Source organism: Paenibacillus kyungheensis, from assembly GCF_028606985.1.
In the GTDB taxonomy this organism is placed as follows: domain Bacteria; phylum Bacillota; class Bacilli; order Paenibacillales; family Paenibacillaceae; genus Saccharibacillus; species Saccharibacillus kyungheensis.
Genome location: NZ_CP117416.1, coordinates 1,313,555 through 1,327,698, shown reverse-complemented (window position 1 = coordinate 1,327,698; position 14,144 = coordinate 1,313,555). Strand labels below are relative to the sequence as shown.

The window sequence follows — 14,144 nt, the reverse complement described above, 5'->3', positions numbered from 1 at the left end:
AAAAAAAGAAATCAACGTGATTTGGATATCTTCACATTGATTTCTTTTGCTTTATAAAACGTTGATTGTAACGCAGTTTCTGCCTTTGGTTTTGGAACGATATAACGCTTCATCTGCCAGTCGATAAATCTTTTCTTCAGTCAGTTCATCGTCTACCGCGGTCACAACCGCCAGACCTACAGAAACAGTAATGTACGGGCTAGCGTCATTTTGATTATGAGGAATACGCAATTCTTCGATACAAGCACGCAATGATTCAGCAAATTCATGAGCTTCTTCAATGCCTGTACTAATATGCAAAATAGCAAATTCTTCCCCGCCCAGACGAAAAGCCATATCTGTTCTTTTGCGCATCTGAGCTGTTAGTGTAGAACCGATCATTCGTAATACATGGTCACCTTCATAATGACCATACGTATCGTTGTACTTTTTGTAATGATCGATATCTAACAACATAAAAGCAAGCCCTTTTTGCTCTTTAGCTGCTTTTAAAATTTTGTGCACAATACGATCGTTAAAGTGGCGACGATTATACAAACCTGTTAGATCATCTATAATCGAGATACGTTCAATTTTCTTTTTGTCTGTAATATTATGACCGATAAACGTATACCCGATAATCTGATTATGATTCAAAATAGGCTCGATAATCATAGCTAACCATAACAGACTTTTATCTTTTTTCGGTTGAATCAATTCGCCATTCCATGTATTTTCTTCATTCATCACAAAGATATCATAAGAACCTTCGCGACGATCTTTAGAATATAAGAAATGGTGCTTGGTACCGATTAATTCTTCGCGTGCATACCCGGTCATAAGGCAGAATTCTTCGCTGACCATCGTAATTTCGCCCAGCAGATTCGTTTGAACGATAATTACATTTTTATCTACAATGTTAAAGTATTTACTTAGTTCTTCATTTTTGATTGCCAATTCTTCTGTGCGTTCTGCCACCAGGCTCTCCATATTGGCATAAAGACTAGCATTTTCTATAGAATAGACCATATCTCTGGATAATAAATTAATCATTTTTAGACGCTCATTGGTAAATGCACCGGTCATCAAATTATTTTCCAGATAAATAATAGCAATCAATTTGTTCTGATTGTATAACGGCATACATAATACAGATTTAGGTTGATGTTCTGTAATATACGAATACGCCGCTAGTCCGATTCCAGAACGAGCATCGCTATGAAGCAACGTTTGTCCACTATGGGCAACATAATCAATGATTTCCCACGGGAAATGATGATGTTGTTCTCGGTCTTGATCATGGTGCAAGACAATATCCATTTTATTGCCTGCATGATTGTACTCCCCTTCTACCCACAGTGAAAAATTCGATTGCATAATCATACAACCACGTTCTGCACCTGCATTCATAATCACAACTTCCATGATTTTTTGTAGCAGTTGATCAAGATCAATTTCTTTGGAGATCATCTGTGATGCTTTGAATAACAAATGAATATCGATATTATCAGTAGAAGAAGTGAGTGTATTCTCTGTATGAGATGGAATCCACTGCACATGATACATTAAGTCTTGATACTGCTTTTCCAGATGTTCTACTTTGGCTTTGGCACCCCAGACCGAATAATAATAAGAAGCTTGCTTGAAAAAGTAAGCCGCCAATTCATTTAACGTTCTAGATTTGTAGAAACGGGCAATTTGTTCGCTTGCTATCGCTTTGTAACGCGTAAAATTACCATGTCCACCAGAAGATAACGCAAGATGATAATATTTTTCTGCTTCTTTGTATTTGCGATTGATCCGTAACCATTCAGCTTTCATCATATGTTGCTGGGTTAAAAAGTTATGAGGAAAATGAATTGCCCATTTTTTCATTCTTCGGTACTCTTTACGCATACGTAGACGGGCAGTCTGCTTCTCTCCTACGCTTAGCTCATCATAACAAGCTGCAATATTCATAAACGTATAAAACGAGAACTCTTCCAAAAATGTTGAACCTGCCAGTGTCCCCACGACTTTGTATGCTTTATCGATATATTCCAAGGCTTGCCGATAATTTTCAAAAATAAAAGCAATCTGGATTTTGTTAATATAATAAATAGCAATTCCCGAGTAATAATTGGCAGCCGTCAACTGCTCCAAATACGCTTGTTCGCTAAAAAAATCATCGTCAAATGAATCGGTCTGCTTCAATTCTCCGGCAAGTACGCGAAACTTCTGACGTGATAAATGGGCGGTTGCCAGCGCTTCTTTGTATTTGGTATTTTCGATCATAGATATCATCTGATCGCTTTCTTGCAGATACTTTTCAATTTCAAGTGCTGGATTCCAGAGATTGATATAATAACAAGCATGTGCCAGATACAACATATCACCAGACAGTATACTAGAATCAATCGCTTGGCTATACTGTTCTTCTAACAATTCCCACTCATGGCTCCAACTGTAGCAAAATAAGGTATATAACACTTTAACAAGGCTACGCCACTGTAGATCATTGAACTTCTCATTAATATCGATCGCCAGTTTGCCATAATCTTTTGCACCTTTGAGATCGCCCATACCCGACAATAGCATCGCATATCCGATATAGGCACCTGCTGATTCAGGCCCATTTCCATATTGGATCGATAGATACGTTTTTTTCAAAACAGCCCATGCAAATAGTGTCTGTTCTCCTGAAATAAAAGCAGGCGGAATAAAACTTACTAACAAGCGCATCACTAATTTAATTTTCTCATCTTGCACTTCAGGGCCATGCAATAATTGATGAGTTGTTTTGCCACGAAGCTTTAGTTTGACGCGTATAATCTCTTTGCCTACAATCGCCATGTTTAGCTTGGTTGGCACAGACATACCGAGACTCGCCAGACCTAATTTACCAGCATCTATCGCTTCTTTCATCATTCCAAGATACATATAATGGTTAGACTGCATTTCATAGATGGTAGCCAGTTCGAGCGCTGTCTGTACATGATTGATTAATACAAGACTAGCTTGATCTGCCGACTCCAGTTGATGAACAAGATAAGAACATTCGCTATACAGATAATACAGGTCAAATGTAGTCTGATAATCTGTTGTCCAACTGTCCGTATCCAAAAGGCTGAGTGCCATTTCAAGAAACTGGCATGCAATCTCATAACCAAATGCTTCTTTTGCACGCTTGGCAGCTCGGAGATTGATCTGAATAATTCGCTCACGCTCTTGAGTCGATTGAACTAACGATATTCCTTTGTTCAAATGCCCTGCGATATCCATACTATTTTCACGCACTTTATCGACTGACCAGTGATCTAACAATAACCATCCGATCTGCAGATGTAGACTTTGACGACTCTGTGGATCTAACATTTGATACAATGCTTGCTGAAGCTTATCATGTCCGAATGCAAATGGAACATCTAACTGCTTCAATTCGATACTTACTTCTTCTACACTGCTTAGCATTTGATAATTGGAATGCAGAGGTGTAATAATATCGTCTTGAACTGCCTGGGTTAAAGACTCTATGATCACTGTAGGGGTGGCATCGCTGACCAGATGAAGAATTTGCCAATCAAAACTACGACCAATAGCAGCAGCTAATCCAAGAATATGTTGCATGTGTACAGGCAATGTTTGCATTTTACTAATCAGATAATCAATCAGATCTTCATTCATCGTCATCTGTATAACTTGCGCCTGATTCAGATTCCATGTGCCTAATTGATCATCAAAAAAGATCGCTTTATTTTTGTACAAATCTTTTAAAATTTCATGGATAAAAAAGGGATTTCCTTTGGTCTGGTGATAGATATTGTCGCGTAAAGGCTCAATAATGGTCGCTGTTGTTGTACCTAATGTATCTTCGATCAGATGTTGTACATGCAGTGCAGATAACGAAGTCAATTCAATATGATGCAGCATTGCCTGTGCTTCTATCTCCTGCAACGCTGTCGCTAACGGATGACCAGGATTGACTTCATTAGCACGATACGAACCGATAATAAATAGCTTTTTGAGACTGCTACTTTCCATCAATCGTCCTACCAATTGAATACTGGATACATCTGCCCATTGTAGATCATCTAGAAATAAGACCAGTGGTCGTTGTCCTGCGGTTAATCCTTCAAGAAAACGTATAAATGATAAGAAAAATCGATTGTTTTCTTCTGTAGGATTGAGTGGTTCTAGCATCGGCTGTATACCGAGTATTTGCTCTAATTCAGGCAACCATTTGGTGATAACACCTGCATTGTTACCCAGACAATTACGAAGAGAATGCTGTAGTTGTTGCTTTTCTTCCGGCAGTCCTTTGAGATACTGCACCAGCAATGTACGAAAAGCTTGAATAATAGCACTATACGGAATATTTTTATTATACTGTTCGAATTTTCCTTGAATAAAATAACCACGTTCTTGTGAAATAAAGCTGTGTAGCTCATTTACAAAAGAAGTTTTACCTATTCCTGCTTCTCCAGATACTAATGCCAATTGAACTCGCTCTTGAATCCCTTCGGTCAAAATGCGTTTCATTTTACTTAACTCTTCATCACGTCCATGCAATCGTTGTGGAATATGAAATAGACTTAAACGGTCTTCATGTCCGATCTGAAAATCAGCTTGAGGATCATAGCATTTTCTAAGATCTGCTTTGATCCCGTAGGCACTGCGATAACGATCCTCTGGTGATTTTTCTAACAGTTTCATAATGATATCCGATAATGGACGAGCGATTTCACCATTTGAAAGCTCATACGGTGAGATTGGCTTTTTGGCTATAATCGCATAAATCTGTTCTACAACTGACTCAGCAGGATGTGGCTTTTGCCCGGTAACCATTTCGTACAATACAACACCTAGAGAATAAAAGTCAGAACGGTAATCGATATTACGATTAATCCGTCCTGTTTGTTCAGGTGAAATGTATGATAATGTTCCTTCCATCACGCCTGCATTTTGAAATTCTTGCTTTTCATTGGTGAGTTTGACAGATAGATCAAAGTCGATAATTTGAATCTGATCGCTTTCACGATTCCAGATTAGATTAGCAGGTTTGAGGTCTTTGTGAATAATCTGCTGTTCATGGATACGTCCAACAATATCAACAATTTTGATCGCTAAGCGCAAAATCGTTGATAGTTCTAACGGCTCATCCCGGATTATATTGCGTAGCGATTGCCCATCGATATCTTCCAAAGTAAGTACAAAAAAACCACCACGTTCTTCAAGTTGAATCGGTTGGATTACACCGTCTACTGCACCTTTCAGTTCGGATAGCATTTTGTATTCTTTTTTAATACGCATCACTGCTTCATATGTGGATGCTTTGGCTCCTAGAACCTTGGCAATAACTGTTTGTCCGGAAAGATTATCAATGCAACGATAGATCGCCTTACTTCCATGATCGGCGATCTCTTCAATCACTGTATATTTTTGATCTTTCCATATCATTAGTGTTCCCTCGCTTTATCCCCTGTTCCTACAATTTCAAAATTAGGATCAAATTTAAATACATATGCACCTGTTAGCCAAATAACCCAACAATTGACGCCAAAGAATAAATAACCGAAATAGCCCAGAATAGGCATTTCTGAAAAGATATGAATTTTATCTAAATAAGGAACAGAATATTTCCAATAATTCGGATTGACTGGAATCCCCTGATTAAACCATTCACTACCAAAGTTCCACATTTCCCAGAAGAAACCATTCGCTACGGTAGCAATCGCTATTAACAGAAGCGGCGACCAATTACCATTCTTAATCGATGTAAATGGTGTCCAAAAGCCGATTAATCCCATAGCTGCTGACAACATAGGCACCAATGCCACCCATAATACAAAGAACAACTCGAACGGGAAATATCCCATCGCAAAAGCAAGGATCAAACCTACGATATAGAACCCTATAAGCAATGGTTTATTCAAATGAATTTTAGGTCCATTGCTGTACCTCTTTTTCAAAGCTGGAAACGTCTGAAGCAATAAATACCATTCGATAATCGCTGGTAATACAGTAGTATACGACAATGCAAACCAAAAAATATTACCAAAGTTCGAAAATACATCTTTATTTGGATAATACCAATTTTCCATAACAAAAAAGTTCAAATATTCAAACGCAAACCAACTAAAACAAGAAACAATTGCCAGCAACTGCATTATGTATAGCTTGCTGGATAAAAGAGAAACCCCGTTATTTCTTTTGTATACGATACCATCCAAAATTAAAATAAATGCCCACCATAATGGTACAAAAGTATACGGTTCAAGTAAACTTACAAATCCTGCGCGAGACCATATAATAAACCAGCAGATCAATAATATTGGAAAAGCAGCCCAGAACCAGATCGGAAAAGCTACTTTTGATCGGACAACACGTACCGTTTTCTCTTTTTTAAATCCAAACAAACGTGGAAATAACAAAAAGGCAAGTATAAAAGCAGCGATCACACATGCTCCTATAAAATAGATTAAGTTAAATCCAGGATCTTGTACATTATTCTGTACAGGAAATACTCCGTATCCCGGAGGTAATCCGTCCCATTTTGCCAGACTCCCCAGTAATGGCAAAATAAAAATCAACGCAAATGTAGTCAATAAAAACGATATTTTTTTCATGATATTTATCCCCTTTTTCGTTCCTTCCCTTACCATTTTAGTACAACCACTCTGTACAAATACTGAACAAAAGGCGCTCTTTTTTGCTTTATCTATGCTTTTTTGCAGTATTTGTCATATTTTGACGATTATTTTGTTTTCCTTTCTATATTCAAGAATAATTTCTATTTTCTCTCTTCTATTTATAATAGTTGCTCTTCAAAAAAGATAGTGATTTTTTTAGAAAAATGCACATTAAAAAAGAGCATTTTGGCTAGCTTTGTCTGATTTGTCAGATCAACGCTATTGCAAAAATGCTCTTTTCTTTTGATTGATATCTTAATATCACTTGTTGAGTTGAAGTTAGTCGTACTTTTGCAGTTCTTCATCGAGCCTTATAGCATCTAATCGTTGTTGTTTACGATAAACAATTCCTGACAAAATAACACTTAACTCATATAAAAATAACAATGGAATAGCAACTAAAATATCCGATACAAAATCCGGTGGGGTAATCACAATAGCTATAAATACGAGTACAAGATAAGCGATTTTTCGTAATTTTCGCAAAAGTGCTGGATTCAAAATACGTAAAGTCGTCAAAAACATAATCAAGATAGGCAACTCAAACAGAGCTGCTACAGGAAACACGATATTGGACATAAACGTAAAATATTGTACCACTCCATACGTTTCAGCAAGTCCCATATTCCGAGTCACATTGGATGTAAACGTCAACGCCATTGGAAATACAACATAATAGGCAAATAGAACGCCTAACAAAAACATCATAAATACAAAAGGAACATAACGTAATGCTGCTCGGCGTTCTTTATCTAAAAGTCCCGGACTTACAAATGCCCATATCTGGTATACCGTCACTGGTAGAGTTAGCAACAAAGCAACTACCATTGCAATTTTCATATACAATCCGATACCATCCCAAAATGAGAATACATGAAATACCAGATTTCGTGCGGTCTCTGCGGCTACTAAATACTGATAAATCGGTTGAGCTACAAATAGTCCCAAAATCATCCCTAGAAACAATACAGCAATAATAACAATCAATCTACGCCGTAACTCTCCTATATGTTCGATCAAAGACATCTGCTTTTCAGGATTATCCATATGTTCCTCCTATCTCAAAAGAAAATCCCTTCCGTAGGGAAGGGATTCGGAATCGTCTACATTCTTTAACGTTTATCTTCTGGTTGAGCAGGTGGAATCACTTCTGCGGACTGGATCGAGTCGGTACGAGTCTTAGATGTTGTATCTTCATCTTTCATCATATCGCGTGTACCTTCCTTAAATTCACGGAAAGTTCGTCCTACTGCACGTCCTAATTCAGGTAATTTGTTCGGACCAAATAAAATAAGCGCCAATACAATCAACAATATAAATCCAGTAGGTCCTATACCAGTTAGCATTCGGTATTCCTCCTTATTCATGAGACAAAGCGTGCTTTGTCTGTTTCATCATAGCATATCGAAATGTACACTTCATCTTTAGCCCTATTATAAGTTAACGACAAAAAAGCACAATTCTTTAAGCAAAAAAATTGTGGAACATCAATCACTCTGCTGTATACACTTCATCAGTCTTAACGCTCATCGGTGTTGCTGTACTGTCCGGTAATCATTAACAACGCTTCAGGTAATTGATCCATAATCGCTGCTAGATGCTCGTGTACACCTTTGGGAGTGCCTGGCAAGTTCACAATCAGACTACGTTCACGAATACCACAGATCCCGCGAAATAGCATTGCCGAACGATTCTTTTTCATTACTGTAGCTCGCATCGCTTCTGCCATACCGGGTACTTCGCGTTGAATGACACGACGTGTGGCTTCAGGGGTTACATCACGCTGAGCTAGTTCTGTTCCTCCTGTGGTTAATACCAAATCAGCATTGAAGTACTCTGTCATCTCAATCAATGCAGCAATGATCTCATCAGGCTCATCAGGCACGACCCGGTATTCAACAATTTCTCCACCTAACTCTTCTTCAATTAATTCGCGAATGACTTGTGCACTGGTGTCTTCTCTTTCTCCTCGTGCACCTTTGTCACTGGCTGTAAGAATAGCTGTTCTCCAAACCATGCTCTCACCCTCCCCGTCTATCTGGCATATTCATCTATTGATTACAACTATTTTCATGTGTTAAGGTGGATCACTATTCTTACTCTATAATATTCGGCTAAATGCTACATATGGATGACTTCTATTCTTCTCTTTTAAAATCTCCACTTTTTCCGCCGCTTTTCGACCACAACATCGTTGGCCCAATCACCATATCTTTTTGTAATGCTTTACACATATCATATACAGTTAAAGCAACCGCTGATGCTGCTGTCAAAGCTTCCATTTCGACGCCGGTTTTACCTTCTGTTTTGACTTGTACTTTGATCTGAAGTTCATCACGATCGTTATCGTCAAACATAATATTTACACCGGTCAATGGCAATGGATGACACATTGGAATCCAATCCGATGTACGCTTTGCCGCTTGAATACCAGCTACCTGTGCTACAGCGAGTACATCTCCTTTGCCAATTTGCCCTGCTTTGATCGCAGACAATGTCGTCGGGAGCATCTTCACTGTTGTTACCGCTATAGCTGTACGTGATGTACTTTCTTTATCTGAAATATCAACCATTCGGGCACGACCTTGCTCATTAAAATGAGTCAATTTCCCTGTCGGTGTTGGTAATCCTTCATACTCTTGATTGTGGTTATCAGTCATGTATATTCATCCCGCCTACGATCTTTACTGGTATTGATACTATCTACTATTTCTATTTATCGATTAGCACATATTCAGACGCCATAAACAGCACGTCGATACGGAAATCATGCGATTCCATAGGAATCTTTTCCGTGATTTGCGTGCCAAAAACAAACGCTCCGCATACAGGCAAATCAGATGAATATTGCTGTAATCTGGACATAAAACGATCATAATATCCGCCACCATAACCGATCCGTCCACCTTGTAGATCATAACCAAGTCCCGGTACAAGCATAAGATCAATCTGATCCCATTGCGATTCTGGTAATGCAGACAAATGATGTCTCGGTTCAGGAATACCATAAGCACCAGGTTCGATATCATGAACACCTGTAATTGGGTATACATGAAATAGTGCATCTTGCTTTGCATCAATTCGTGGAGCAAGTACAGTATCTCCTGCTTGCCAGCATTGATGTAATAATGGCATCGTATCCGGTTCATCTCGATATGCTAGGTAAGTAAATATAGTTAACGCAGATTTCTTTTTCTGTTGACGCAGTTGATTCATATATGATGCAGCAGCAGCACAAATGTCTGCTGATTCTTGTATTCGTTGTTCAGGAGTTAAAGCCATACGCTTACGCTTTAATTCTTGTCGTAAACGTTGTTTATTTGAGATCATTTCCATCGTTTACCTCCTAATACAGACCAGGCTGTCATAGGAATAATAAGCCTGAATGACCATTGCAAATTTCGCAAAAATCCCGATAGTGACAGTGTATCATTCTTCTTTCCAAAAACCAACTTCACCTTCTATTAAAAATGATCATACGGTGCAAATTAACATCCTTTCATGTAAACTAAATACAATAACTCTTTTTATACAAATATATGATTGTCCATTATATAGATGATGTGGAGGCTCGATAAGTCAATGTTACTGCAAGCAAATGGAATTACAAAACGATATGGAATCACCCCTATTTTGGAAGGCTTAAATCTACAAGTCGAAGAAAGAGAACGGATCGGTCTTGTCGGAGTCAATGGCGCAGGCAAATCCACGTTGCTCAAAATTATTGCTGGTGAAATGTCTTATGATAGTGGACAGATTTTCCGCAACAAAGAGATGACGCTTGGTTATCTAGCGCAAAATAGCGGATTGCATCACGGGAGTACGATCGGTGAAGAAATGCGTTCTGTGTATGCGAACTTGATCGATACCGAACAAGAATTACGGACAATGGAACAGCAGATTGCTGATCCTGCTATGATGGAAGATGATAAAGGATATGCCGATCTACTTGCCCGCTATGCTGAACGCTCGGAATGGTTCCGCGAACAAGGTGGATATGAAATGGATACTCGTATTCGCAGTATTTTACATGGTATGGGTTTTGGTGACTTTTCCCAAGATACTACTATTGATACGTTAAGTGGCGGTCAGAAAACAAGACTTGCTTTAGCCCGTATTCTTCTACAAGCGCCTGATCTATTAATGTTGGATGAACCGACCAACCATCTGGATATTGATACATTAACATGGCTAGAAGATTATTTACGCGGTTATTCTGGCTCATTAGTAGTTGTATCGCATGACCGTTATTTTCTAGATCGCTTAGTTACAACGATTGTTGAAATCGAACGTCATCGTTCCAAACGTTATACCGGTAACTACAGTCGCTATATTGATATCAAAGCTGCTGAATACGAAACAGCTATGAAGCAATTCGATAAGCAACAAGGCGAGATTGCTCGTATGGAAGCTTTTGTGCAGAAAAATATTGTAAGAGCTTCTACCACCAAACGTGCTCAAAGTCGTCGTAAAGCACTCGATAAAATGGATCGATTGGATCGCCCTGCCGGTGATCTCAAAAAAGCTAACTTTTCATTCGGTGTCTCTGTAGTCTCCGGTAAAGAAGTATTGCGTGTACATCAGCTTACGTTGTCCTATGAAGATAAGCAGAAGTTATTTGAGCCGATTTCATTTGAATTAAGACGTGGAGATATGGTTGCACTTATCGGACCTAACGGAACAGGCAAAACAACTATGCTTAAAGCACTTATTGATGAACATGAACCCGATACAGGCAAGATTGAATGGGGAGCCAAAGTAAAAATTGGTTATTATGATCAAGAACAAGGTCATCTGAATCCAAATAATACAGTACTTGAAGAAGTATGGAGTAGCTTCTCCCATCTGGAAGAAGTGCGTATTCGTACAGTGCTGGGTAACTTCTTATTTAGCGGTGAAGATGTACTCAAAAAAATATCTGCACTTAGCGGCGGCGAAAAAGCGAGAGTGTCTTTAACCAAGTTGATGTTGCTTGATGCAAATATGTTGATTCTGGATGAGCCTACCAACCATCTCGATTTGATGAGTAAAGAAGTATTAGAATCAGCATTGATGGATTATGAAGGCACCCTCCTATTTATTTCGCATGATCGGTACTTTTTAAATAAAATGGCTGAACGAATCTTAGAACTTCGACCGGAAGGCTTAACTGCTTATCTGGGTAATTTCGATGATTATTTAATCAAAAAGCAAGAATTACTTGAAATAGCGACAGAAAATGCGTTGCAACAATCCAAAAATAATTCGACTTCAACAGCTACTCCTGAAGAATCTGTTGCTAACTCTTATGAAGAAAGCAAACAAGCCAAACGAGACGAACGTAACCGTCAACGCCGTACAGAACAATTGGAAAAAGAAATTGCAGATTGGGAAGAACGTATCGGTGAATTAGAGCAACAATTGACGCTACCTGAAGTCTACCAAGACTATGAACAAGTACAAAAACATCAAGCAGAAATTGCTGATTTGCAACAGTCTTTGGAACACGCTTATGAAGAGTGGGAGACATTAGCTGTAGAATCATAAGCTATTTTGTCAATACTTGTACACGGAATTGTAAAAGATCAAAACATTTATTAAAATCAAGTAAAAAAGTTTACGAACAAAGTTATCCACAAAAATAACGATTTATTCACTATAAAAAATGACCCATAAGGGTCATTTTTCACTGTTATTATACTATTTTCTGTCCATATCCATATTTATCCACCGAGTTATGCACATTATCCACAGATTTTGAGCAAATAAGGTGATAAACATATCCCCTATTTCATGATTTTGAAAAAGCTTAGTATAATCACTTATTTTGTACTTATGCACACTTTGTGGGGGATATGTGGATAACTTTGTTAACATCTTGACAAATCGCTCTTCATTCTAATGGTTTCTGTAAACGCCTGATTACATGCAGATACAAAAGCAACAGCTGCGGTTTGCAACGAATCTTGTCCAGAAGCCGTACCACGGAATGTTTGTTTCTGGTAACAGATTGTTGCCACAGCATCTGTGTATGCTACTCCGTTTGTATAGAACGATTGCATTTCCATATCTTCCAATTGTATACCTTCTATTTCACCTTCTGTACGTTCTATAATCTCTTGTTCAATATATTGCTGAATTGCTTGTTGAATACTATTCATAATTGATTGCATTGTTCCAATAGCGCTCGATTGAGTTGTATATTGATGATTATGGCTGTTAAGAATAACTTTGGAGGCTATCGTTCCATCTGAATGAGCATTCCATTGAATATCCGCAATCGAAAGTTGAGACTGCGTAATTGCAGTTGAATTTCCTGTCAACATTAATAGCTCTTCATCTGTCACATGATGCTTGTGATCTGCGTATTTTTTAAAATCTTCATACCATTGCTGAAGTTGTTGTTCTTCAGGATAAATATCATATTGTGCTAGACGATTAGATAGAGCATGTCTACCTGAATGCTTCCCTAATATAATCATAGTACGCGGAATACCTAATCGTTCTGGACTCATAATTTCATAAGTCGATAGATCTTTTAACAATCCGTCCTGATGAATTCCTGATTCGTGCCGGAATGCATTTCTACCGATTACTGGCTTGTTATATGCTACTGGAAATCTCATCGCTCGACTAACCTCATGTGAAATCTCATATAATGCATTTGCGCGTATATTCGTTGTTACATCCAGACTATTACGGCGCGTTTCTATTGCCATAACCAATTCTTCCAATGCACAGTTACCTGTACGTTCACCGACTCCATTAACAGTGACTTCTACTTGATCTGCGCCTGCTTGAATAGCTGCTAGACTATTTGCTACTGCTAATCCTAGATCATTATGACAGTGTGCACTCAATTGAACATTATTGGCTCCTCGTGCTCCTTGACGAACCGCTCTAAACATCTGTCCATATTCGTCGGGTAAAGCATACCCCACGGTGTCAGGCAAATTAATAATAGTAGCACCTGCGGCAATAGCAACCTCTACCATTTCTATCAGATCATCAATAGCTGTTCGAGAAGCATCCATCGCTGTAAATTGCACACGATCTGTAAACTGCTTGGCAAAAGACACCATATCATGTGCAATCTGCACGGTCTCTGCTCTTGTTTTGCGTAATTGATGTTGCAAATGGATATCGGAAGAAGATAAAAATAAGTGGATTCTGCGATTAACAGCATCTTCTGTTGCTTTGGCGGCGGCTTCGATATCGATTTTTACTGCTCGTGCAAATCCACAAATCTCAAACTGCTGAAATGTTCTAGCTATTTTCTGTACTGCTTCGAACTCTCCTGGACTGGAAATAGGAAAACCAGGTTCTATCACATCTACACCTAATGCTTGTAGTCGTTCTGCCAATGTTATTTTCTGATTCCATTGTAGTGTCGCTCCCGGTGCTTGTTCTCCATCACGCAAAGTGGTATCCAAAATAGTAATCTTTTTATAGTTTGGCTGATTGATTTGACTCATCACATTCACGCTCCCGAATTGTTTTTTTGCGTACATTGATACA

The 14,144-nt window shown here is 38.5% G+C and carries 9 protein-coding genes; 1 reads left to right on the top strand and 8 read right to left on the bottom strand.

Annotated elements, in window-relative coordinates:
- Positions 1 to 51: 51 nt before the first annotated feature.
- The 7 genes from PQ456_RS05705 to PQ456_RS05675 all read right to left on the bottom strand — a co-directional run bounded on the left by PQ456_RS05705 (position 52) and on the right by PQ456_RS05675 (position 9,983).
- Positions 52 to 5,415, bottom strand: coding sequence for a diguanylate cyclase (locus PQ456_RS05705; protein WP_273615273.1), 5,364 nt, complete (start codon positions 5,413 to 5,415; stop codon positions 52 to 54).
- On the bottom strand, positions 5,415 to 6,584 hold the full coding sequence (locus PQ456_RS05700) for a small-conductance mechanosensitive channel (protein ID WP_273615272.1): 1,170 nt from the start codon (positions 6,582 to 6,584) through the stop codon (positions 5,415 to 5,417). Before PQ456_RS05700 ends, PQ456_RS05705 begins: the two co-directional genes overlap by 1 nt.
- 342 nt (positions 6,585 to 6,926) lie before the next feature.
- A complete protein-coding gene (gene tatC, locus PQ456_RS05695) occupies positions 6,927 to 7,694 on the bottom strand; it encodes a twin-arginine translocase subunit TatC (protein WP_273615271.1) in 768 nt (255 codons plus the stop codon).
- A 65-nt stretch (positions 7,695 to 7,759) separates the two neighbouring features.
- Positions 7,760 to 7,993, bottom strand: a complete 234-nt coding sequence (gene tatA / locus PQ456_RS05690; RefSeq protein ID WP_273615270.1) for a twin-arginine translocase TatA/TatE family subunit — start codon at positions 7,991 to 7,993, stop codon at positions 7,760 to 7,762.
- Positions 7,994 to 8,166: 173 nt separating this feature from the next.
- Entirely contained in the window at positions 8,167 to 8,664 is a 498-nt protein-coding gene (locus PQ456_RS05685; protein ID WP_204825245.1) for a MogA/MoaB family molybdenum cofactor biosynthesis protein, read from the bottom strand.
- Positions 8,665 to 8,785: 121 nt separating this feature from the next.
- Positions 8,786 to 9,307, bottom strand: coding sequence for a cyclic pyranopterin monophosphate synthase MoaC (gene moaC, locus PQ456_RS05680; RefSeq protein WP_273615269.1), 522 nt, complete (start codon positions 9,305 to 9,307; stop codon positions 8,786 to 8,788).
- A gap of 52 nt (positions 9,308 to 9,359) precedes the next feature.
- Positions 9,360 to 9,983: a 5-formyltetrahydrofolate cyclo-ligase gene (locus PQ456_RS05675; RefSeq protein ID WP_273615268.1), complete on the bottom strand. Its 624-nt coding sequence runs from the start codon at positions 9,981 to 9,983 to the stop codon at positions 9,360 to 9,362.
- 246 nt (positions 9,984 to 10,229) lie between these two features.
- Here PQ456_RS05675 and PQ456_RS05670 point away from each other — a divergent pair, with 246 nt between their 5' ends.
- Positions 10,230 to 12,173 (top strand): ABC-F family ATP-binding cassette domain-containing protein, encoded by a 1,944-nt coding sequence (locus PQ456_RS05670; RefSeq protein ID WP_273615267.1) that lies wholly within the window; start codon positions 10,230 to 10,232, stop codon positions 12,171 to 12,173.
- Positions 12,174 to 12,496: 323 nt separating this feature from the next.
- Here the strand turns inward: PQ456_RS05670 and PQ456_RS05665 are convergent, their stop codons facing one another.
- A complete protein-coding gene (locus PQ456_RS05665) occupies positions 12,497 to 14,101 on the bottom strand; it encodes a 2-isopropylmalate synthase (RefSeq protein WP_273615266.1) in 1,605 nt (534 codons plus the stop codon).
- Between the last annotated feature and the right edge of the window lie 43 nt (positions 14,102 to 14,144).